The 21,603-nt window shown below is 51.8% G+C and carries 20 protein-coding genes; 12 read left to right on the top strand and 8 right to left on the bottom strand.

What is annotated here, in order from left to right:
• Window positions 1–219 precede the first annotated feature (219 nt).
• From R3I13_RS05180 to R3I13_RS05170, 3 genes are all read left to right on the top strand, one after another.
• Window positions 220–858, top strand: a complete 639-nt coding sequence (locus R3I13_RS05180) for a hypothetical protein (RefSeq protein ID WP_346316863.1) — start codon at window positions 220–222, stop codon at window positions 856–858.
• A complete protein-coding gene (locus R3I13_RS05175) occupies window positions 855–1,706 on the top strand; it encodes a nucleotidyl transferase AbiEii/AbiGii toxin family protein (protein WP_346316862.1) in 852 nt (283 codons plus the stop codon). Before R3I13_RS05180 ends, R3I13_RS05175 begins: the two co-directional genes overlap by 4 nt.
• A gap of 260 nt (window positions 1,707–1,966) precedes the next feature.
• Window positions 1,967–2,524 (top strand): hypothetical protein, encoded by a 558-nt coding sequence (locus tag R3I13_RS05170; RefSeq protein ID WP_346316861.1) that lies wholly within the window; start codon window positions 1,967–1,969, stop codon window positions 2,522–2,524.
• A gap of 46 nt (window positions 2,525–2,570) precedes the next feature.
• Here R3I13_RS05170 and R3I13_RS05165 read toward each other — a convergent pair whose 3' ends face one another.
• The 5 genes from R3I13_RS05165 to R3I13_RS05145 are packed head-to-tail and all read right to left on the bottom strand — an operon-like array spanning window position 2,571 to window position 8,832.
• Entirely contained in the window at window positions 2,571–3,533 is a 963-nt protein-coding gene (locus tag R3I13_RS05165; RefSeq protein ID WP_346316860.1) for an AraC family transcriptional regulator, read from the bottom strand.
• A 36-nt stretch (window positions 3,534–3,569) separates the two neighbouring features.
• Window positions 3,570–4,640, bottom strand: a complete 1,071-nt coding sequence (locus R3I13_RS05160; protein WP_346316859.1) for an epoxide hydrolase family protein — start codon at window positions 4,638–4,640, stop codon at window positions 3,570–3,572.
• A gap of 5 nt (window positions 4,641–4,645) precedes the next feature.
• Window positions 4,646–5,200 (bottom strand): HD domain-containing protein, encoded by a 555-nt coding sequence (locus R3I13_RS05155; RefSeq protein ID WP_346316858.1) that lies wholly within the window; start codon window positions 5,198–5,200, stop codon window positions 4,646–4,648.
• On the bottom strand, window positions 5,193–7,301 hold the full coding sequence (gene ligD, locus R3I13_RS05150) for a DNA ligase D (protein WP_346316857.1): 2,109 nt from the start codon (window positions 7,299–7,301) through the stop codon (window positions 5,193–5,195). Before ligD ends, R3I13_RS05155 begins: the two co-directional genes overlap by 8 nt.
• The gene (locus R3I13_RS05145) at window positions 7,291–8,832 is read right to left on the bottom strand and encodes an FAD-dependent oxidoreductase (protein WP_346316856.1); all 1,542 of its coding nucleotides are present in this window, start codon (window positions 8,830–8,832) and stop codon (window positions 7,291–7,293) included. The genes ligD and R3I13_RS05145 overlap by 11 nt, the downstream gene beginning before the upstream one ends.
• 165 nt (window positions 8,833–8,997) lie before the next feature.
• Between R3I13_RS05145 and R3I13_RS05140 the strand changes: the two genes are divergently transcribed.
• The 4 genes from R3I13_RS05140 to R3I13_RS05125 all read left to right on the top strand — a co-directional run bounded on the left by R3I13_RS05140 (window position 8,998) and on the right by R3I13_RS05125 (window position 12,066).
• Window positions 8,998–9,645 (top strand): Crp/Fnr family transcriptional regulator, encoded by a 648-nt coding sequence (locus tag R3I13_RS05140; RefSeq protein ID WP_346316855.1) that lies wholly within the window; start codon window positions 8,998–9,000, stop codon window positions 9,643–9,645.
• A gap of 143 nt (window positions 9,646–9,788) precedes the next feature.
• Complete coding sequence (locus R3I13_RS05135; RefSeq protein WP_346316854.1) at window positions 9,789–10,154, top strand: helix-turn-helix transcriptional regulator; 366 nt, start codon at window positions 9,789–9,791, stop codon at window positions 10,152–10,154.
• A gap of 59 nt (window positions 10,155–10,213) precedes the next feature.
• On the top strand, window positions 10,214–10,966 hold the full coding sequence (locus tag R3I13_RS05130) for a DUF547 domain-containing protein (RefSeq protein WP_346316853.1): 753 nt from the start codon (window positions 10,214–10,216) through the stop codon (window positions 10,964–10,966).
• Between the two features lie 200 nt (window positions 10,967–11,166).
• Complete coding sequence (locus R3I13_RS05125) at window positions 11,167–12,066, top strand: 1-acyl-sn-glycerol-3-phosphate acyltransferase (RefSeq protein WP_346316852.1); 900 nt, start codon at window positions 11,167–11,169, stop codon at window positions 12,064–12,066.
• Here R3I13_RS05125 and R3I13_RS05120 read toward each other — a convergent pair.
• Both R3I13_RS05120 and R3I13_RS05115 read right to left on the bottom strand, forming a co-directional pair.
• Entirely contained in the window at window positions 12,046–13,062 is a 1,017-nt protein-coding gene (locus R3I13_RS05120) for a VOC family protein (RefSeq protein ID WP_346316851.1), read from the bottom strand. The two genes, R3I13_RS05125 and R3I13_RS05120, sit on opposite strands and share 21 nt — an antisense overlap.
• A 9-nt stretch (window positions 13,063–13,071) precedes the next feature.
• Window positions 13,072–13,866 (bottom strand): SDR family oxidoreductase, encoded by a 795-nt coding sequence (locus tag R3I13_RS05115; protein ID WP_346316850.1) that lies wholly within the window; start codon window positions 13,864–13,866, stop codon window positions 13,072–13,074.
• Window positions 13,867–14,204: 338 nt separating this feature from the next.
• On the opposite strand from R3I13_RS05115, the gene R3I13_RS05110 reads away from it, so the two are divergent.
• The 4 genes from R3I13_RS05110 (at window position 14,205) to R3I13_RS05095 (ending at window position 19,685) form a co-directional block, all read left to right on the top strand.
• Window positions 14,205–16,346, top strand: a complete 2,142-nt coding sequence (locus tag R3I13_RS05110; RefSeq protein ID WP_346316849.1) for an alpha-L-fucosidase — start codon at window positions 14,205–14,207, stop codon at window positions 16,344–16,346.
• Window positions 16,347–16,550: 204 nt separating this feature from the next.
• On the top strand, window positions 16,551–16,955 hold the full coding sequence (locus tag R3I13_RS05105) for a hypothetical protein (RefSeq protein ID WP_346316848.1): 405 nt from the start codon (window positions 16,551–16,553) through the stop codon (window positions 16,953–16,955).
• Between the two features lie 140 nt (window positions 16,956–17,095).
• A complete protein-coding gene (locus tag R3I13_RS05100) occupies window positions 17,096–17,833 on the top strand; it encodes a murein L,D-transpeptidase catalytic domain family protein (protein ID WP_346316847.1) in 738 nt (245 codons plus the stop codon).
• Between the two features lie 49 nt (window positions 17,834–17,882).
• Complete coding sequence (locus tag R3I13_RS05095; RefSeq protein WP_346316846.1) at window positions 17,883–19,685, top strand: glycoside hydrolase family 9 protein; 1,803 nt, start codon at window positions 17,883–17,885, stop codon at window positions 19,683–19,685.
• Here the strand turns inward: R3I13_RS05095 and R3I13_RS05090 are convergent.
• Window positions 19,657–20,208 (bottom strand): RNA polymerase sigma-70 factor, encoded by a 552-nt coding sequence (locus tag R3I13_RS05090; RefSeq protein WP_346316845.1) that lies wholly within the window; start codon window positions 20,206–20,208, stop codon window positions 19,657–19,659. The genes R3I13_RS05095 and R3I13_RS05090 overlap by 29 nt on opposite strands.
• A gap of 180 nt (window positions 20,209–20,388) precedes the next feature.
• On the opposite strand from R3I13_RS05090, the gene R3I13_RS05085 reads away from it, so the two are divergent.
• Window positions 20,389–21,369 carry a FecR domain-containing protein gene (locus tag R3I13_RS05085; RefSeq protein ID WP_346316844.1) on the top strand — a complete coding sequence of 327 codons (981 nt, stop codon included), beginning with the start codon at window positions 20,389–20,391 and terminating at the stop codon, window positions 21,367–21,369.
• Window positions 21,370–21,603 lie beyond the last annotated feature (234 nt).

Here is a 21,603-nt window from a genome sequence, read left to right as displayed (position 1 = left end):
AATAAGAGTTTGGAACATGGCCTACGCTCAAATTGAACATCAAGTTATATTATATGTAAATGATTAATTATTAGTTTATATTATTGCTATCTAGTGTAATAAATTCAATTCGACAATCAATATATTTTCAATAATAGCACCACAAATTCTACTAGTTTTATGCTAAATTATTTGCCAATAATCGGAAAAAATCCGATTTTCATGTAAATTTTCAGCAGAATGACTTTCCGAGACAGCGTCCAAGAATATGCAGAAGAGCCTTTAACAAGGCAACTAATGATGGATTTACTACGAGAATACAAACGCCCTAACGACAAGATCAATGAATTGGTTAAAAGCGGTGAACTCATCGCCGTAAAAAAGGGACTTTACATTCCCGGTGCTAAGATAAATATCGCTAAGCCCGAGCCTTTCCTGCTGGCCAACCACCTCCGGGGGCCAAGTTATGTATCCCTGGAATCTGCTCTTTCTTTCTGGGGCTTCATTCCTGAAAGAGTATACGAGGTTAGTTCTATAACAATCAAGCCTGCCCAAACCTATAAAACGTCAGTAGGCAGATTCACATATGCCCATGCCGCTTTGCCTTATTATGCATTTGGCATTCGGAGTGTATCGCTCACACCCAGGCAGGTGGTTTTAATCGCCTCGCCTGAAAAAGCCCTTTGCGATAAAATCGTCATGACATCCGGCATCTATCTCCGAAGTGTAAAACAGGCGCGGGAATTTCTGACCGACGACTTACGGATAGACGAAGATTCCCTGCGAAAGCTGAACCTGGATGAAATGAACTCCTGGGTCAACGATGCCCCCAAAAAAAGCAGTTTAGACATGCTCGTAAAAACACTGAAGAACTTATGATCAAAGAATGGATACAAACCTATAACCCGCAAAACAAAGAGCAAGCCGAGGCTGCCTTAAGAGAAATCATGCAGGAGGTTGCACTGGCGGGCTTGCAAAGAACCGGCTTCTTCGAAAAAGCCGCTTTTTACGGCGGCACGGCATTGCGGATCTTTTACGGCCTTGACAGGTTTTCTGAAGACCTGGATTTTTCACTGCTGGAAGTTGACCCGGATTTTTCCCTGGAGCCTTATTTTGAAGGCATCGTAACTGAATTCGAAGCTGTGGGAATGACGGTATCAATTAAAGAAAAGAAGAAATCCATCCAGTCTAATATCGAATCTGCATTCCTTAAATCGGAGACGGTTTGGAAGGAACTGGTGCTGGATGGTATTATCCCGCAGGCTGGCGTGCAGGTTTCACCGGGAATTAAGATCAAACTGGAAGTGGACAGGAAACCGCCGCTGGGATTTGAGACCGAAGAAAAACTACTGCTGCGCCCGTTTTCGTTTTATGTAAAGTGTTTTACATTGCCCAGCCTGTTCGCGGGAAAAATGCATGCGCTACTGTTCCGGAACTGGAAACAGCGGGTGAAAGGCCGCGATTGGTATGACCTGGAATGGTACGTAAAAAAAGGAGTACCCCTGGACCTGGCCCATTTCCTTCTCCGAGCGCAAGATACCGGCGACTGGATCGCCGATACTATCACTCAGGACGATGTAATCCAACTACTAAAAGAAAAGATCAGCGCGGTTTCCTTTGATGCCATCCGGGAAGATATTGTCAGGTTCATTCCTGACGACACAGTACTCAATATCTGGAGCCCGGAATATTTCAACGCCCTCACAGACAGAATCAAATTCAGTTAACCAACAAACTAGTAATACTATTTTACCCCACATCTTTAAGCCCTATCCTATAACTATCCTTTATCTATCCTATATCCATCCTTCACCTAAGCCATAAGTTAAAATAATACACACCTCACCGGATTTTCCAATTCGGTATACTTTTTTTCCGATCCGATAAATCCTCCCGCCGCGCAATGCCCCAACTTTGTCATCGTAACGAAAGGATCCACGAGTTACAGTAGAAACAAAATTTTTTCACCTTTTAAAAACTAAATTTTATGAAACAAAACCGTAATTCAATCATGCGCGGCGCCAGTGGCGCCCTGGGAGATGAGTTGGTATTCAGGCAACGGGCAGGCAAAACAATCATCAGCTTGCCGCCGGTATTCCAGGCAGACAATCCCACAGCATCACAGCAAGAAGTAAGAACCAGGTTCCAGGAAGCAACCGCTTACGCGAAAGCGGCACTGGCAAATTCTGCTACGAAGGCAGCGTATGCCGCCAAAGCAAATGCAGCACAAACGCCGTACAACCTGGCACTGGCGGACTACTTCAAGCCTCCAACCATCCAAAAAGCCGAAGCCCAAAACTTCAGCGGCTCCCCCGGAGACACGATCCGCATCCACGCAACGGACGACTTCAAAGTCCAGTCCGTGCATGTCCAGATCATGGATGAAACAGGGAACACCCTCGAAGACGGCCCGGCCACGGCATCCGCGGAAAGCGCAGATACCTGGACCTACACCCTCGCCAAAGCCCAGCCCGCGGCGGCTAAAGCAAAGGTAACGGCCAGCGACCTGCCGGGTAATCAAACCAGCGCGGAACTGGAGCTCTAACAGGGCAAGGCCGTAAAAAACGCCGGAGGTACTAGTACTCCGGTGTTCATTTACGGTATGTTGAGGGCGATATGCCCACACTGCGCTTAAAAGCCCTGATTAACGCGGAACTGTTACAATAACCTGTTTCATACGCGATCTCCGAAATCTGCATCCGTGTTTCACTGAGCAGCTTCTTCGCTTTTTCTATCCTGGCCTCTGTGGCCAGTTCGCGGGAGGTTTTACCCTTCAGCAGCCTGAAACCTTCAGTGAGTTTCCTGGGATGCATATTCACCGTGCGGGCGAGTTCATAGAGTGTGACGGTGTTTTCGGGATCGGCTTGCAGGTCCAGCGCATATTGTACTGCTTTGATATCATCGGGAGTAAATTTCAGTGCGCCGGCTGAATCCTTATACAAAGCGGTAATATCTTCGGCCAGGAATACCAACAGGTCCATGATCCGGCCCATCTGGAACAGTGTCCTTTCTTCAGCTGCCAGCGGGCAGTGCAATAAATTCCTGATCGTGTCAGACACTTTGTTGCTGGTTTCGGATATATAGAGAAGCGCATCGGCGCGGGAGTCCCTGTCAGCAAGATTCCAAAGCATGAATATCTCGAAGTACTTGGCCAGTTGGAAAAGCGCGAATGGAGGAAATTCGATCTGCACGGCCCAATGTATGCCCGTGCCTACTTCCACGGTATAATGCCCTTGGGGCAGATAAGCAATATAGCAGGAAAAATCTTCCAGTTTTCGTTTCCTGCCGCGTTCGTTCACCAGCGCAATATCACCCTGGAATACATACAGCAGCACTGTAGACTGCCGTTCGCGAACGGCGGTGAATATAAAAGGCTCTTTACTGAATGCAACCTGTAAGTCAATGTAATATTGCTCTTCGTAAATGGCCTGGGTAAAAAGGTCGCCGAAGGGGCCTGTCACATGGCGGGCGCTTGCATAAGGCAGCAGGAACCCTTGTTCATATGGGGGCTGGATGTCGGTGCTGTTGAAGCCAGGGGGGTACAAAAAATGCATGCGTGAAATTTTCCTAAAATTACACCACGCCAATTTTTAAAAATGTTGCAAATGCAACAAAATTTCCTGCACAAACGCCCTAAAATCCCCCGCAAACACCTCCGGCACCTCCATCCCCGCAAAATGCCCACCAACCTCCTTCTCCTTCCAATACACCACGTTATACCCCCTCTCCACGAACGCCCTCTTCGGGAAACTATCCGGGAAAGGATACTTCGCCACGCCCACGGGCACTTCAATAAAATCCTCCGGCCCAAAATCCAGCCCTTCTTTTTCGCTATACAACAACATGGAAGAATAAACGCACTGCGTCACCCAATACAAAGTAATATGTGAAAGCAGCTGATCCCTGTCAAAAAGCTGGTCTAATGACGCTGAAGGATCGGAAAAACTTTTAAATATCTCAAGGATCCAGGCGCAAAGGCCAACCGGGGAATCATTTAACCCGCAGGACAATACCCCTGGCTTGGTAGCCTGTACCTGCGAATAGGCGCCCTCTGCTTTAAAGAATTTTTCCTGTGCTGCGCCCGGCTCCGCACCTGAAGGGAAATAAGGCCGGTAATTGAAAGGAATATAATTGAGATGCAGCCCTGCCAGGTTTTGCGGGTATTTCATCGCCATGCGCGTAGAAATCGTAGCGCCGAAATCCCCGCCCTGCGCAATAAAACGTTCGTAACCCAGCTGAATCATAAGTTTCACCCAAAGCTCTGCCATCAGCGAAGTACTGCCGCCACGTTTGTCCGAGAAGCCAAAACCTAACAGCGAAGGGATCACCAGGTGAAAATCATCCAGCAGCGGGATCACTTTCAGCATTTCTATAAAAGAACCCGGCCAGCCATGACTGATAATGACCGGCATCGCACCGGCAGCCGCGCTTTTGATATGCAGGTAATGGATCTTATAACCGTCGATCTCCGTGATGAACTGGGGATAAGCATTTACAGCGGTTTCCGTCTTTCTCCAATCGAAACCGTCCGCCCAATAAGCAACCAGGTCTTTTAAGTTAGACAGGCTGGGAGCATCAGGCCAGCGGGTCTGATGGATGCGGCGTTGCAGGTCATCCAGTACGGCCTGATCGATATTGATATGGAAAGGCTGCGTGTTCATATGAATTACAAATCACCGTTTTCCAATCCCTCTTCCACCAATGAAACCGCCCTCACCCTCAGATCGTCTATTCCCTTATCCAGCCTCTTCAACACCGCCCTGTACTCCATCAAAAACACCTTCGCAAAATCCGGGTCATGCTCTACCACGTCTTTCGCATTATCAATAATATCCGCATACTTGATGGTCTGCGATTCGGGAGACGTTGAAACCAGCCGCTCCAGTTCCCTGGCTTTCCGCATCCGGCGGTTGAGGCGGGGGTATGCGGCTTTGGTGAAAACGTCCGTCAGCTCTGTAACGTAACTAAGAGTACGGGAAGCTGTATCTTTATCCATGACGGATTCAAGGAACTGAAGCACCTGCTGAGCCGTAACCGGCGTATCTTCCACCACATCATGCAGCAAAGCCGCCGCGAGGATCGCTGTATCAGCGGTATATTCCCGGCAGGTCTCCATCACCCGCACCGGGTGCACAATGTACCGCTCCGGCGAATACTTCCGGGTTTGACTGCCGTGCGCTTTGTCCGCGAAGTCCCTTACTGCCTGGAGAACTTTATCCATTTTTTGACCTGTATTTTGAAATGACTTTCTGCAATGCAATCCCCGCGCCCAGCACAGGTTTAAATATATCTCCAATACTCTCAGCCCGCTCTGCCGCATTGAAAATATTAAAATCTTTCATCTTCAACCCTTTCTTCACCTCGTCCCATTCCAGCGGCATAGATACTGTGGCCCCTGGCTTAGGCCGCATGGAGTAAGGCGCAGCCAACGTAGCATGCGGACGGTTCTGTAAAAAATCAAGATACATTTTGCCGCCACGGTTGCTCACCTGCCGCTCAATACTCGTAAAGCGCGGGATCTCCCGGTGAACAAGCGTCACAATGATGCGGGCAAATTCCTTCGATTGCTCGTAAGTATATTTCGCGCCAAGCGGGATGTAAATATGCAAACCGGTGGAACCGCTGGTCTTGCAGTAACAAGATACTTCCATGTCATCCAGCACGGCTTTGGTCACTTGCGCGGCCTGTATCACCTGGTCAAAGGATTGTTTGGCCGGGTCAAGGTCAATGATGCACCAGGTAGGATGGTCCGGCTTCTGGATAGTGCTGCTCCAGGGATTCAGTTCTATGCAGCCAAGGCCTGCCATGTAAAGCAGGCTGGCTTCGTTGGTGGCGAGCATGAAATTTTTCTTCGCACCATCGTCCGTTTGATAAGGATATTTCTCTATCCAGGCAGGCACTTTGCCGGTCACGTCCTTCTGGTAAAAACTTTCGCCCTCAATGCCGTCAGGATGGCGGTTCAGCGACTGCGGCCTGTTCTTAAGGTAAGGCAATATGAAAGGCGCAATGCGGTAATAATAATTGATGAGGTCCCGTTTGGTGATCTTTTCTTTCGGCCAGTAAATTTTACTGAGATTGGTGAATTTCAGCTGCTGGCCGTTCACCTTGCGCACCTGCGTTTCGTCCGTAGGGTTCAGCAACGTTTTGCGGCTGCTTTCCCCGGGAGGAACGACGCCTGCCATGGGAGAAACGATCTTTGAAACAGGAAGCGGCTCTTCCAGCACAACGGCCACCGCTTTTTTGTCTTCGCGCAACCCCTCGAAGGAAGGATGCCGCATCACGCCGTCCGGCGTCATTTCTGCGAAACTCACTTCCGCAACAGTAACCGGCTTCAGCCAGAATGCCTTTGCCTTGGGCGGGTTAGGCCTGAAGCGGGAAGGCTTGTTGATATCAGGCTCAGTGGTGAACGGGCTTTTCTTTACCAGCAGCGGCTTGAACTGTTGCAGCATTTCTTTTTGCTGCTGAAGGCCAAAACCGGTACCGACCTTCCCGGTGTATTCCAGCTTTCCATCTTCGAAAACGCCCACCAGCAGCGCGCTGAAAGGTTTGGCCGAATCTTCATTCTTCGTATAGCCGCCGATCACTACTTCCTGCCGCCGAGAGGATTTGATCTTCAGCCACTCCTTCGTCCGCTCACCGCTATGGTAAAGGCTGTCCGCCTTCTTGGCAATAATTCCTTCCAGCCCCATCTCCTGCGCCACGCGCAGCATTTCAGTGCCGGAGGTCTCAAAGTCATGGCTCAGGCGGATGAGCCCTTTCGGTGGAACAATTTTTTTCAGCTGATCCCGCCGTTCGGTGAGCGGCAGGTTTCGCAGGTCTTTGCCTTCGTACCAGAGCAGGTCGAATACGAAATACAGCAACTCGCCGTCTGCCTCGCTGCGCCATTGCTGGAGGGCGGAAAAGTTAGCCGTGCCTTTGTCGTTCACCACTACGATCTCTCCATCCACCACGGCCTGTATGCCCCAATCCTGCACGGCTGCATATACAGGATAGAATTTTTCATTGAAGGATTTGTTGTTTCGCGACTTCAGCTCCACTTCATTTTTGCGCATGAAAGCGAGGGCGCGGTAACCATCCCATTTTATTTCATACAGCCAGCCTTCCCGGTCGAAAGGCTTATCTACCAGCGTAGCCAGCATCGGCTGGGCATTTCCCGGGAACGGGCCCGTGGGCGCCTTTTTCACGGCTGCCGTCAGGGCAATGGTTTTCTTTGCAGTGCCCTTCTTCGCAGTTGCCGGCGTTTTTTTCGCAGCAGCCTTCTTCCCGGCAGCTTTTGCTTTCGGGCGCGCCGGCTTTGCCCGGGCAATTTTATTACTTAGCATGTTCTGCCTCCTTGCTGATCATTACTTCTTCCAGGTTCATAGACGCAGGCCCGTTCAGCACCCTGCCCGCAGCATCATACCGCGCGCCATGGCAGGGGCAGTCCCACGACAGCTCTGCATTGTTCCACTTCACCTCGCATTGCAGGTGCGTGCAGCTCGGGCTCACAGCGTGAATGGCGCCGTTCTCGCCTTTGTACACCGCTATCTTGTCACCCTCGTAGGCCACTACCTTTGCTTCACCCGGCGCCAGGTCGGCCAGCAGCGCAAGGTCTTCACGGGTGAACAGCTTCATGGCAAACTGCTTCACCAGGTCCGCATTATGACTGATGAAATTGGTGAACCCAGCCACAGGCTTCAGCCGGTTCGGGCTGAACAGCTTTTCATATTGCGCAATGCCCGTGCACACCAGGTCGCGGAGAAGAATGGCCGCCACGCTGCTGTATATCATGCCATTACCACCGAAGCCGGTAGCCACATAAATACGCTCCTGCTGCCCCGGCAAATGCCCGATGTAAGGAATGCCGTCTGCCGGTTCAAAAAATTGTGAAGACCACCGGTAGCTGATCTCTTTCACGGGGAAATATTTGCGGATATGGCTTTCCAGCTGCAGGAAATGCGCGTTGGCATTTTCCGCTTCGCCTGTTTTATGATCTTTACCGCCGGCGATCAGGTAAGGCTGGCCTTTCACGACCTGCGTACGGTAATAATGATACGGGTCTTCCATATCATAACTCAGGTCTTCAGGATAAGCGCCATCTTCCAGCTGAACGGCCATGGCGTAGCTTCGGTAAGGCACGCAGCGCAGGTGAAGCAGGTTCACGCCCGGCGGAATGTGCGTGGCGTAAATAAGTTCGCCGGCTGCAAAACGGCCCTGGTCAGTTTCCACGATCACGCCATCATCGTTGTTCTCTACGCCGGTTACCCGCGTTTGCTGGATGATACCGCCACCCAGCGCTTCAAAAGCTCGGGCCAGGCCGAACACATATTTCACCGGGTGAAATTTCCCCTGTTCTTTTGCACGCATGGCAGTGGTAAATGGAATGGGAACCGGTATATCATCCACCAGGTCCGCTTCAAGCCCCGCCTCTTTGGTGGCGGCCAACAGCTGTTCCAGTTCTTTATCCTGCGCGTCGTTTTGTGCAAACAAATACGCATCTGCTTCGGAAAATCCACAGTCGATACCTAACCGCGAAATATTGCTTTTTATCAGCTGTAGCGCGTCTCTCACGGCCTGTGCCACGGCTTTGGCGTTCTCTTTCCCGAAGTTCTTTGCTATTGTCTTATAAGGCGTATCCAGCAAAGTATTGATATGCGCGGTAGTGCCGCCGGTAGTGCCGAAGCACAGTTCGCGGGCTTCCAGCACCAGGCAGCGCTTGCCCCGCTCCGCCAGCAGCAGCGCAGTACTGATGCCGGTAATGCCCCCGCCCGCAATGATCACGTCGTACTGCTGCACATTCCTGAGAGGGGCTGGCTTGTAGGAATGGCCACTGTCCTGCCATAAGCTGGTACAATGACCGTCTCTCTGGATCATGGAAATTGTTTTGGTTCAATGATCATCATTCAAAGCATATGCCTGATAGCGCAAACAAGTATGAATAACAAGGATAGCTGTAATTCATCCGCTTCTTTCCTTATATTTGCCTGAACCCACTGTTAACCGGCCATATTCCTTTATCAACCTTTTAACCCGGGGGCAATGAGCACTAATAGACCCGAATTATGGAAGTTGCCGTCTGAAGAATTATCAGTGGTATTGTACGAGAGAATGTTCGGATATTTCAGGCAGATATATCCCATTAAAAAAGAAGTGGAAGAAGAGATCGTGCGGCTTTCGGAAGTGGTAAAGTTCCGGAAAGGCAGCATCATCCTCGGGCACGGGCAGCTTTGCAGGTATTGTTATTTTGCAGGCTGCGGGCTGGCGCGGGCGTATTACATCACCGAAAAGGGCCGTGGTGTTACGTCGTGGTTCATGAAAGAAGGAGATATCATTATTACAGTGCAGAGTTTTTTTGAACAGGCGCCCAGCAGGGAAGTGATCGAAGCGCTGGAAGATACGGTCTGCATAGGCCTTTCCTACGAATCCCTGCAAGCGGTTTACCGGAAATACCCGGAATTCAATTTTATCGGGCGGGAGCTGACCCAGAAATACTATATCCAGATGGAAGAAAGGGCATTCTCTTTGCGTATGGATAAAGCAGAAGAGAAATATGCCAAGCTGGAGAAGAACCACCCGGATTTGTTAGCCCGGGTCCCGCTCAATTTTATCGCCTCCTACCTGGGCGTCAGCCCGGGAACCATTAGCAGGATCAGGAAGGAGCGGCGTGAAATTTTTTCACATTTGTGAAGTATTAGAAAAACCGGATAACAGAACTTCGCATCATCATTCACCAACGCCATTTTTTTCACAGTTGTGAAATACTGAAAACAGGATGGCAGAACTTAGGCGCGATAAATTAATTCTGTTAACCAATTAAATTCTAATCTGATATGAAAGACTGCACCGGTAAAAAATTGTATTACATCCGGATACTGCACGGGTACACCCAGGAATACGTCGCCCGGAAAATAGGGATCTCCACCTCTGCTTATATAGACCTGGAAAGGGGCCGTACCAGGAAGATACCGATGGGCAGGGTGGAAGACATACTGGCGATATACGGGCTTACTCTTGAGAACTTTTATTCGTTCGGGCCCGACGACCTGCTGGGGCTCATTAAAGGTGAAAACAAATCGAAGGAAGAGGAAAGCCTGCGGCAGGTGATGTGCAGGATGGACGGGATGCAGAAACTTTTATTTCAATTGGTGGATAAGTTATCCACGCACCAGGTTGGACGTCGCGTTTGTAAAATGTAACTTTACGCAAACGCCCCAAAAAAACATCTGGTTCACCCCTTAAATACGTATGTAGTACGATGCAACATCTCATCAAGCCATATCTCGTTTGTTACACAGTGCTGAGCAGCCACGAATACATTAACGAAGCGCAGGACGCATTGATCCCGCTTTCACAGGAACTGCTTTTTGCCGCCCGCACCGGCAACCCCGTAGATGCGCAGCTGGAGGCGCTTTCCACCTTAAGCCGCGAAGAGCTGGTACAGCAGCTGGATTCAGACCGGTTGAAAAAGACCTTCTGGATCAATATATATAATGCTGCCGCACAGATTGCACTGCAGGGCAACAGCGCCCTGTATCGCGACAGGGCCGCATTTTTCCGCAGGAAGCTCATCACTGTAGCCGGCCATGCCCTCAGCCTCGATGATATCGAACACGGCATCCTGCGCAGGGGCACGTTCACATTCAGGAACGGGGAGTTGTTAAAACTGTCGCCGGGTAAGTTTGAAAAAGAAACCCGCGTAAGCCGCCTGGACCATCGGATCCATTTTGCGCTGAACTACGGCGCCAGGAGCTGTCCCCCGATCGATTATTACGACGATGCGCGGATAGACGAACAGCTGAACCTCGCCATGAAAAGCCACCTCGAAGAAGAAGCCCGGCAAACGCCCGGCGCGATCTTCCTGCCTGCTTTCATGGGCTGGTACCGCGGGGATTTCGGCGGCAAAAAAGGCATCCGCGGCATCCTCCAAAGACTGGGCCTGCCCGAGTTTGACACCATCCGCTTCCAGCCTTTCGACTGGACGCCTTTTCTTAGTAATTACAGGGATTAGGAGATCATCACTGTGAGGAACTGTCCGCCAGGATACCCGCCCCGCGGGCATTCCCTCATTTTAGCACAATTTTGGCTCCCGAGGGCTTGTTTTCAGGAAAACATTGAGCGATATTACAACCGGACTAATCAATCATTTCGTTTACCGGTCAGCGTCATGTGAATTTCGCCGGTAAACAGGCAGTAAAACCTGATCCGAACTTGTTGTATGCATTGCTGAAAATCTGGGCCAGGCTGGCTTTATGGTGTTATTGCGGGAAGATCACGTTCCGTTACAAAGGCGGCAACGCGCCCTGCATCCTGGCCTGCACCCACCCCAATTCTTTCCTGGACGCCATCGTGATGGGAGCCTACATGCCGCGCAGCCTGCACTTCCTCGCCCGCGGCGACGCCTTCCGCAAACCGCGCGTGGCCTCGCTGCTGAGGGCCATGCACATGATCCCCATCTTCAGGCTGAGCGAAGGAAAAGAAAACCTCCAGCGCAACGAAGAAACTTTCAACCTCTCCCTGCATGTGCTCCGGCAAAACGGCTGCATCCTTATATTCCCGGAAGGTATTTGCGTGAACGAACACAACGTCCGCCCGCTGAAAAAAGGCACGGCCAGGCTGAGCTTCAGCGCCTGGGAAGAGCCCGGGCTGGACGATCTCATGATCCAGCCGGTATCCATCAACTACAGCTCGTTTACCGCCGTGCCGAAACACATCGAGGTAACATTCGGGGAACAGATCAGGAAAGGAGATGTAAATAACGTGAGGGAACTGAACGAAATGCTGTACAACCGCCTGCAGGCCGGTATGCAGCCTGCCGCCACCCGCAAAGGCCATTCCATCCTGCTGGTCCTGCCCGCGCTGCTCGGGTATATAACGCAGCGCTGGTTCTATGTTTGCTGGCGGAACTTTGCAAGGAAAAAAACGAAGAATACGGTATTCTACGATTCAGTAGTGTTTTGCCTGCTGATGCTGACCTATCCTCTTTTCGTACTGGCGGTCACGTTACTACTGGTATCAACAACAGGCCCATGGGGCTGGCTCGCGTTGCCGCTGTTGCCTTTCACCGCATGGGCCTATAAAGAATATCGTTTATTTCACACGGCTGAGTGACAGCATGCGGATCATCCAATCCGGCAGCGGCTTCTCCAGCGACCGTTTCTTCAGGTTCAGGTACAGTCCCCACTTCTTGAACAGGGGAACCTTATGCGTTTCCACCAGCTCGATCAGCGTGCCGTCCGGGTCTTCAATATAACAGAAGCGGCCCGCCGCGCTTTCCATCGCGAAGGAATCTTCACTGTCAATAGAAAAAGTATAACCATGTGCGTTAGCATGCTCTTTCAGCGCGCACATATTGATCACGTCGAAACAAAGGTGGATGAAACCGCAGTCGCCCCAGAAGCGGTTGTCGTAGATCTTCACCGGCTCGCGGTCCAGGGCCTGCACCAGCTCTATTTCAGCGGAACCCAGCAGCTTGTTGAACGCGCCGATGCCGCCGGGATGCTTGCGCAGCAACACTTTCCGGAAGGAGGGCGTGGTTTCGTCGTAGATCATGTCGCGGATGCCCAGGATGTCGCGGTAGAAACGGACAGCCTTATCCATATCCCGCACGCCGATCACCGCGCCAGACACGCCGCCGCAAACACCGCTGTTGTTGTGGAACCAATGATGGCCGGGCACGAATTCGAAGTGGTTGTTATTGGCATCCGTTACCAGGAAGCGCATGTGGCCTTCCGCGTCTTTGTAGGGCTCGCCTACCTGCAGGCCTTCATACTGGAGCAGGTGCCTGCGCGCAGCGGCGAGGTCGCGGCACTTGATCTTGGCGGCATAAATGCCGAGATCGCCGTATTGCGGCTTCTGTAAAGGTTCTGCGGGCTGCCTGTCCTGGAACTGCCAGATCTCGAAGCCCCCGCCGCCTTGCATATTCAGGGAAAGTACTGCCCTGCGGCGATATACGGTGCCTCCTGTGTAAGGCGTCATCAGGGCGGCTTCGGACGTGTCGTCGAAAATGAGCACGTTCATACCGAAGTGGTCCTTATACCCTAACATGGATTCGCGCACGTTCTTCACGCCGATCCCGATTTGCTGTATTCCTGTGATATATGCCATAATAAAGGATTATGATTGTTTCATCCCGGCTTTCCGGGCAATGGTATAGTACAAAGGGCTGATGTTTTTGCGCAACCACCAGAGCACTCTTTCGCTCCTGGCGATGATCACGTGTTTCTCTTTTCTTCTCATTGCCTTCAGTATCCTCGCGGCGCAGTCTGCCACGGGGATGCCGTTTGCCTGTCCTTCGTCCATCTGGTTATGTGCGGCGCCGGAGGCGGTCACTGCGCTCAGGGAAATAGGCGTGTTCACACGTCCCGGGCTTACGATGGTGATATGGAACCCGGGAATGGTATGTTCCACCTGCAGGGTCTCGAAATAGCCTTTCAGCGCATGTTTGGAGGCGGCATAGGTGGTTCTGAGCGGAAAGCCCATCAGGCCGGCCATGCTGCTGATCACCACCACCTGCCCGCTTTTCCGTTCGCGGAAATGCGGTAAAAGCTGGCGGGTGAGCATTACCGGCGCAAAAAAATTGATCTCCATCAGCCTGCGCTCCACTTCCGGCAGCGTGTCTTCCGCCAGGGCCCGTTGCGTAATGCCGGCATTATTGACCAGGATATCCACCTGGTTGAAAGCCGCCATCGCAGCAGCTGCCAGCGCAGGCGTAGCATCCTTTTCAAGGTCTGCAGGCAGCAGTTGGCAAGGTGTTTCGCATTGCTGCCGCACTGCTTCCAGCGCAGCGGCGTTCCTCCCGGTAAGTATCAGCCTGGCGCCCTCGCGGGAAAGCTGCCTGGCCAGCTCCGCTCCTAATCCTGATGATGCGCCGGTGATCCACACCACTTTGTCTGAAAAATACCCCATCATGATGTTCTTTCGCGCAAGATAGAGAGCGCAAGCCTTAAACGAAACCCTCCCCGGTAAATTGTACCGTTCCGGTTCCGCGGATGCTGCAATCATCTTGCGGCTGCCATGCAAACGCCGGCATTGAATGTTAAAATCGCAGGGTGCAGCGTGGCGCTCGTATTCATTTGTTGTGCACGTATTTCCTGGCTATGGTATAGTTCTTTAGCGCCGGCATCCCTGCAAGCTGTACGGTAAGAACAATGGTTATGCTCATTCACACTCATCATCTCAGTCGAACAGTTGTAGTTGATACAGGCTGAAGATAAGCAATTTTAAAAATCTTTTAATACCTTGAACAGATGAAAAGGATATTGTATATCATGGCGGCCTGCCTCCTGGCATATTCCGGCGCTTCGGCGCAGATCAGCCCGGCTGCCATGCAGAAATGGAAAGACCGCAAATACTCCATGTTCATTCACTTCGGGGTGTACTCAAAACTGGGCGGGGTATGGGAGGATAAGCCCGTCAGCCGCGGCCTCAGCGAACAGATCAGGGCGCACTCAGCCGGCCTGTACAGCGATACCTACGAAGAAGTAGCCGCCACCTTCAACCCGGAAAAATGGAACCCGGACAGCATCGCCATCCTGGCGAAGAACGCCGGCATGGGCTCCATCGTGATCACCTCCAAGCACCACGACGGCTTCGCGCTCTGGGACTGTGCCTTTACCACTTTCGACATCATGGACGCCACACCCTATAAAAGAGATATCCTCAAAGAACTGTCTGAAGCCTGCAAGCGCCATGGCGTTGCGTTTGGACTATACTTTTCGCTCATAGACTGGCATTTCCCCGCGGCCATGCCTATTTCAGGTCACAACTCGGATTCCATCCCGCCCGATCATCATACCTACAATAAAAACCAGGTAACGGAACTGCTCAGCAAATACGGCCCCGTATCCGAGCTTTGGTTCGACATGGGCAGCATGACCCTGGAGCAAAGCCGGGAAATGCGCGAACTGGTGCACCGCCTTCAGCCCGATTGCCTCATCGGCAGCCGCATTGGCAACAATATGGGCGACTTCACCGTGATGGGCGACAACCAGGAGCCCGACTACATCATCGGCGTGCCCTGGCAGAGCCCCGCATCGTTCTTCCATGAAACCTGGGGCTACCGTTCCTGGCAGGAGCGGGGTGACATCCGTGCAAAAGAACGGGAAAAGCTCACCAGCCTGGTACGGGTAGCTTCCCGCGGCGGCAACTTCCTGCTGAACATTGGTCCCAAAGGCGATGGCACCGTAGTGCCTTTTGAAGAAGAAACGCTGCTGGCCATCGGCGATTGGCTCAAAAAGAACAGCGAAGCCATCTACGGCACACAGCCCGATCCTTTCCATGTGCCCTTCGGCTGGGGAAGTATTACCAGTAAGGAAAACAAACTCTACCTGCATGTAATGACGCAGCCTGAGAACAACACCATCCTGCTGCCGGGCCTGAAAGGAAAGATCGCTAAAGCATATTTCCTGGAAGATAAAACGCCGGTGAAAACCAGCGCCACCGCGGCCGGCATAACTGTGCAGGTACCCGCCGGGCTGGATGTAAACCGGTGGTTTAAAGTGATCGTGCTGGAAATACCCGGTGGATATACCGTTCCGCCGGTGAATATCCAACAGCTGGACAAGCCTGTAGTATTGAATAATGACAACGCATTTAAATATTTCAGCAACGCGACCGTAGATTATAATACAAGCTTCACCAGCACCATTCAAAACGCCTGGACGCTGGCGCCCGCCCGCAGTGGCACTTACAAGCCGGTGCTGACTTACGCGGCGGAAGAAAAAGGAAAGAAAATAACATTGCAGCTGGGCGCAAATACCAGCGAAGTAGATCTGAACAACGGCGAAGAAATAAAATTAAATAACGATCCTGGCGCCATACAATTCAGCGAGCTCTACCTGCAAGGCCCGCTGTTTTCCGGCGTAGGCGGCTCCCATGGCGATCTTCACGCGCTCGACCCGGGCAAACCCTGGCCCGGCAACAACGGGAAGCCCTGGGTGAAACATGCTGAATATAAGAACGGCACAAGCTACCAGCTGCCCGCAGGTTTGATGACAGGTTATTACGTTTTGCAGGAGATCACCTCCCCGCGCCGGCAGCAGCTGCTGGTGAAGGTAACCAGCGGCGATGCGGTGATGGTATTCCTGAACGGGAAGAACCTTTTCATCCAGAATAATCCTTACAAAAAAGACAGCATCGTCCATTATGTGCTGCTGCCGCTTTCGGAAGGGAAGAACCAGCTGGTGGTAAAGCTTTTCAATCATTTCAAACGCTCGCTTCCTTTTAATATCGATTACGCCGTACCGCAGGTGTATTACCGCAAAACATTGCCCGCAGTGCAGATGGAGAAAGGGAAATATTACCCCGTAAGCTGGAAGCTGGCCCGCCCGCTCACGCCGCACGACGAGATGGGCATGCCGAACCTGGAACTGGAGGTGTCGAAGGAATAAAATATTTGCAGGCCCGTCATGGCAAGGAATTCCGTCATTGCGAGGAGCCCCAAGCACAACCCCCCCTCCGCTTCTCGCAATGACGGTTTTTTTACGCAGTGACGGCCATTACTGATTATATTATCAAGAGGATTATAAGCAACCTCGACATGGCAACCACCCGCCCACATTTTGCGTATAACCGGTAAATCAACCTCCACTTTTATGAAGCAGCTTGTGTCCTTCAGCCTGTTATTCCTGGCGCTCTTCACCGCATGCTCTTCCAGCAGCGATAATAACCCGGACGCCGTAACCGCCGGCACCTGGCGCGTGAGCCACTTTTCAGAACGGGGAAACGATGAAACCGGCGATTTTTCGGGGTATACGTTCACGTTTGCAGGCAATGGCAGCGCTTCTGCCGTGAAACAAGGCGTGAGCAAATCCGGCAGCTGGTCGCTGAACAGCACCAGCACCCGCTTTTCCATTGATTTCGGGCCGAAAACAGATGCAAATAAACCATTAGGCGAACTCACGGACGACTGGATGGTGATCTCCCTCACAGACCGCGAGATCAAACTTACGGACGACAACGCCAGCAGCGCCGAGTTCCTGACGTTTACAAAGAATTGATTTTCAATAGAACATTTTTGACTGGAATTAGACAATTCGATGATTGTAACAACAATACCCATGTAATATTTTTCGTATCTTTGTGCTCGCAACAACCATTATTGAAAAACCGTTTTTGTTAAAAGAAAGAAATGAAGTGGATGAATTTACGTATTAGCAAAAAAAGATACATACTCCCTTTCCTGGCATTGACTTCACTGTTTAGTCTCAAAGTATCCTCGATCGGTAAGAAAAACAGCGGTGTGACCGCGCCGGTAGCTATTGCTCCTGTTGTTTCCGCTACAGCTGCTTTGTATGAGCATCTTTCACTGGATTCCCTGGGGCTTTCCCGTGAAGCGTATGAGTATGCCATTATGGGTTACGACCGCCTTTTGAAAGAAGGAAAGCTGCGCAATGACGATATATTATCTATCGTGGACTTCAGCCTGCCTTCCACGCAGAAGCGCCTGTTCGTGATAGATATTGCTTCGGGCAAGCTGCTGTTCAATTCGCTGGTGAGCCACGGCCGGAACTCCGGTAAGAATATGGCCACGGATTTTTCGAACTCTCCCGAGAGTTTCAAAAGCAGCCTCGGTTTTTACGTGACCGGCAACACCTATCGCGGCCAGCATGGGTATTCGCTCAGGCTTGAAGGCGAAGAGGATGGCATCAACAACAACGCCATGGACAGAGGTATTGTGATGCATGCGGCGGATTATGTGAATGAAAAGCTCGGCCGCAGGCAGGGTTACATTGGCAGAAGCCTTGGCTGCCCTGCAGTTCCCGTGGCGCTGCATAAAAAGATCATCAGCAAGATACAGAACGGCTCCTGCCTGTTCATGTACAGTCCTGATGTGAAATACATTGCTGCATCGAAGCTGCTGCAGCACGCTGCATAACGGTTCATAACGCCCGGATTGTCTTATTTTTGAACATATCCGGCCCATCATGAAACGTTGCATACTCTTATTGATTTTTTTACCATTACTGATAGCTGCAAAAAAAGAAACGCCGGAAGCGTATATCCGTATCAATCAACTCGGGTATCTGCCTTCCGGCGTTAAAGCAGCGGTATGGGGAAGCCTTTCTCCCGCTTCCCTTCAATCGTTCCAGCTCATAGATTCCGCCAACGGCAAAGCGGTGTTTACCGCCCCGGCAGGCAAGGCTTTCGGCGGTTATGGCCCTTTCGCGCAAACATACCGCCTCAACTTTTCCTCATTTTCAACTCCCGGCATTTATTATCTGAAAGCGGGCAACACCGTATCTCCCGTGTTCCGCATTGGAAGCGATGTATACAAAGGCGCGGCGGATTTTTGCCTGCGTTACCTCCGGCAGCAGCGCTGCGGGTTTAATCCTTTCCTCAAAGACTCCTGCCATACCTTCGACGGCTACACGCTCTACGGCCCTATGCCCGACAGCACCAGGATAGACGCCATTGGAGGCTGGCACGATGCCAGCGATTACCTGCAATACTCCACTACTTCCGCCAATACAGTTTACCATCTTCTCGCCGCCTACCGCGATTTCCCGCGCGTATTTACAGACCGGCACGATGCCAACGGCCTGCCCGGCAGCAACCGCACCGCCGATGTGCTGGACGAGGCACGCTGGGGGCTGGACTGGCTGCTGCGCATGCATCCGCAGCGCGATTGGCTGTTCAACCAAATAGCAGACGACCGCGACCATCGCGGCATGCGCATTCCTGCGCTGGATTCATTTTACGGGCGCGGCTTTGAAAGGCCGGTCTATTTTTGTTCCGGCAAGCCCCAGGTGCAGGGCGTGAAATATAAAAAGATGAACAAAAGCACCGGCGTGGCTTCTACCGCCGGCAAATTTTCCAGCGCCTTTGCATTGGGTTATTCAGTGCTGCAAAATGAAGATTCCTCTTACGCGAATAAGCTGAGAACAAAAGCAGGCACGGCATACGCCTTAGGCGTTCAGCTACCTGGCGTGCAACAAACCGCTTCGGTGTTGTCTCCTTACATTTACGCGGAAGACAACTGGACGGATGACATGGAGCTGGCCGCCGCCCGGCTGTTTGCCATTACGAAGGACGAACATTATCTCGCCGAAGGCATGCGGTACGCCGCCGCGGAAACCGTTACGCCCTGGCTGGGCGCGGATACGGCCAGCCATTACCAGTGGTATCCTTTCATCAATATTGGTCATTACGAAATGGCCCGCCAGGCAGGAGCCGCCGCGAAAAAACAGTTGCTGGGCTATTACAGGTCCGGCATTGAAAAGGTATGGCAAAAGGCGAAAGAGAATGCGTTCTACCGCGGCGTTCCTTTCATCTGGTGCAGCAATAACCTGACCGCTGCTTTCGCGATACAATGTTACTGGTACCAGTCGCTGAGCGGGAAGAGCGATTATGCCGCGCTTGCGCAGGCGAACGTGGATTGGCTTTTCGGATGTAATCCCTGGGGAACGGCCATGGTATATGGTTTGCCACAGCATGGCGATACACCGGCAGACCCGCACTCCGCGTTCACGCATCTCAAAAATTACCCGGTAAACGGCGGCCTCGTGGATGGCCCCGTGTACGGCAGCATCTACAACAGTTTGATCGGCATCCGTCTTGCAGAGCCCGATGAATATGCGCCGTTTCAAAGCAGCCTCGTGGTGTACCATGATGATTACGGGGATTACAGTACAAACGAACCTACCATGGATGGCACAGCGTCGCTGATCTATTTGCTGGCGTTGAAAGAAAATGAAGGAGCTATAACCAGCCGGCCAGGAAACCGATGAGCAGGGTGGTGCGCTGCAGCCCGTTGCGCAGTAAGCGCAAGGCTTTGCGCATATGTTGCTCCACGGTGTTCACGGAAATACCGGAGCGTTCGGCGATCTCCTTATTGCTCAGTTCTTCCGAGCGGCTCAGCAGGAACACCTGGCGGCATTTATCCGGCAGCTGCCGGATGGCGTCCGTCATCTGCAGCGAAAGTTCTTTATGGGAGAGATAAGTTTCCACATCGTTGAGCGCCGCGGGCGGCCGCGTTTCCTGGAATGCCTCGTATTTGTGATGGATGTAGCGGCGGTGCAGGTAGTTCAGCACACGGTTGCGGAGGGCGGTGAAAATATATGCTTTGAAAGAGGTGTGGATATCGAGGCGGTCTTTCCGTTCCAGCAATTCCAGGAACACTTCCTGTACAAATTCGCGGGCAATTTCCTTATCGCCCGTCTTTTCATATGCTTTCTTGAGCAATAGCACCGCATACCGTTCGTACAAGGCGTCAAACGCAGCCTGGTCGCCCTTTTTCCAGCATGCGAGCAAATCTACATCCGTATGGTGTGTATAGTGTGGAATAGACCTTGGTTGTTAGCGTAAGTTAAATGTAAGGAAAAATAAGGGCTATTTTCAAAACCAAAACAAAAAGAAATATTTTTTTAGCAGGACTAACGGTTTGTATTTGGTTGTTTGTCCTATTGGGTAACATTCGTATAATTACAGCCTATGGGCGTAGTCGATTTAAAAACATTGCTGGAAAAGTACAAAGCCGGAACCTGCACCCCGGAAGAGCTTCAGGCGTTGGAAGAATGGTATGAGACCTGGCGCCATCCTGATGCCGGGCCTGTGCAGTGGCGGCCGGACGAAGAGCTGGCGCAGGAGCTGCTGCAGGACTTTCGTGAGATGCGCCGCAGCAAGGAAGCCCTGTTCCGCACCGGCGCAGGCAATACCTGGTGGAAAGCCGCAGCTGTGGCTTTACCCATCATCGGCATCGGCGCCCTGCTGTGGATCAGCCGCCCTTCCGTAAAAGAACCCGCCTCAGGGCCGGTGTTGGCGGTAGTGCCGGCGGAGCCGGACAGTAAACGTTTCATCCTGCTGCCCGATAGCAGTACCGTGGTATTGCGTGAGGGCAGCACCCTCATATATCCAAACGCATTTAAAGGCAAGACCCGCGAAGTAACGCTCACCGGGGAAGGGTATTTCGATATCAAAGAGCAGCCGGGCAAACCCTTCCGCATCCGTTCCGGCAAACTGGTCACCACCGTGCTGGGCACCTCCTTCAACATCAAAGCCTATCCCGGCCAACCTTCCGTGACCGTTACTGTTACCAGGGGAAAAGTGAAGATAGAAGAAGGCGGCAGCAATAAGCTTCTCGGCATCCTCACGCCAGACCAGCAGATCGTATACGAAAACGAAACGGCGGCCACCAAACCTGTGAAAGCCGTGGAAACCGTAGCCTGGGTGAAAAAAGGAATGGACTTCAACTCCGTGCCCTTCGGGGAAATTGCCCGGCAGATCGGCGAACAATACCAGGTAAAGATCGGCTTTGCAAACGACGCGCTCCGGCAATGCCGCATCCGCGCTACGTTTGAAGGCACTGAAACGCTCGATAAAATACTGTATATCTTATGTACTGTTGGAAACGCTTCTTACGCTATCAAAGATAATGAAGTGACGATCAACGGTGAGGGTTGCATGAAAGAATAACACGATACGCACACAGCTAACAATGTCCGGGTACCAAAATCTTATGCCATGAGCTGGAAAATGTTTCCGCCTTCCTGATAATTATGGATATAAAAAACCCCTCCGTGCTGTGGTAGGTCGGGAGGGGCTTCGCTTAAAATTCAAACAGCCCTGGGGCTGATTCTCATCATTTTAAACTATTGCAATTTATGCAAAAATCAATGGTTTTTGCTAAAGGCAGGCTATTGCCTGCCC

Origin of the sequence: Chitinophaga sp. YIM B06452, assembly GCF_039655965.1 — a bacterium.
Classification (GTDB): domain Bacteria; phylum Bacteroidota; class Bacteroidia; order Chitinophagales; family Chitinophagaceae; genus Chitinophaga.
The sequence above is the reverse complement of the archived record's forward strand: the minus strand, read 5'-3'. Positions and strand labels throughout refer to the sequence as shown.

Bases quoted from the DNA above. Each gene is read 5' to 3' on its own strand.
- R3I13_RS05180 (WP_346316863.1), top strand. From the start codon at position 220: ATGACTTTCCGAGACAGCGTCCAAGAATATGCAGAAGAGCCTTTAACA.
- R3I13_RS05175 (WP_346316862.1), top strand. From the start codon at position 855: ATGATCAAAGAATGGATACAAACCTATAACCCGCAAAACAAAGAGCAA.
- R3I13_RS05170 (WP_346316861.1), top strand. From the start codon at position 1,967: ATGAAACAAAACCGTAATTCAATCATGCGCGGCGCCAGTGGCGCCCTG.
- R3I13_RS05165 (WP_346316860.1), bottom strand. From the start codon at position 3,533: ATGCATTTTTTGTACCCCCCTGGCTTCAACAGCACCGACATCCAGCCC.
- R3I13_RS05160 (WP_346316859.1), bottom strand. From the start codon at position 4,640: ATGAACACGCAGCCTTTCCATATCAATATCGATCAGGCCGTACTGGAT.
- R3I13_RS05155 (WP_346316858.1), bottom strand. From the start codon at position 5,200: ATGGATAAAGTTCTCCAGGCAGTAAGGGACTTCGCGGACAAAGCGCAC.
- ligD (WP_346316857.1), bottom strand. From the start codon at position 7,301: ATGCTAAGTAATAAAATTGCCCGGGCAAAGCCGGCGCGCCCGAAAGCA.
- R3I13_RS05145 (WP_346316856.1), bottom strand. From the start codon at position 8,832: ATGATCCAGAGAGACGGTCATTGTACCAGCTTATGGCAGGACAGTGGC.
- R3I13_RS05140 (WP_346316855.1), top strand. From the start codon at position 8,998: ATGAGCACTAATAGACCCGAATTATGGAAGTTGCCGTCTGAAGAATTA.
- R3I13_RS05135 (WP_346316854.1), top strand. From the start codon at position 9,789: ATGAAAGACTGCACCGGTAAAAAATTGTATTACATCCGGATACTGCAC.
- R3I13_RS05130 (WP_346316853.1), top strand. From the start codon at position 10,214: ATGCAACATCTCATCAAGCCATATCTCGTTTGTTACACAGTGCTGAGC.
- R3I13_RS05120 (WP_346316851.1), bottom strand. From the start codon at position 13,062: ATGGCATATATCACAGGAATACAGCAAATCGGGATCGGCGTGAAGAAC.
- R3I13_RS05115 (WP_346316850.1), bottom strand. From the start codon at position 13,866: ATGATGGGGTATTTTTCAGACAAAGTGGTGTGGATCACCGGCGCATCA.
- R3I13_RS05110 (WP_346316849.1), top strand. From the start codon at position 14,205: ATGAAAAGGATATTGTATATCATGGCGGCCTGCCTCCTGGCATATTCC.
- R3I13_RS05105 (WP_346316848.1), top strand. From the start codon at position 16,551: ATGAAGCAGCTTGTGTCCTTCAGCCTGTTATTCCTGGCGCTCTTCACC.
- R3I13_RS05100 (WP_346316847.1), top strand. From the start codon at position 17,096: ATGAATTTACGTATTAGCAAAAAAAGATACATACTCCCTTTCCTGGCA.
- R3I13_RS05095 (WP_346316846.1), top strand. From the start codon at position 17,883: ATGAAACGTTGCATACTCTTATTGATTTTTTTACCATTACTGATAGCT.
- R3I13_RS05085 (WP_346316844.1), top strand. From the start codon at position 20,389: ATGGGCGTAGTCGATTTAAAAACATTGCTGGAAAAGTACAAAGCCGGA.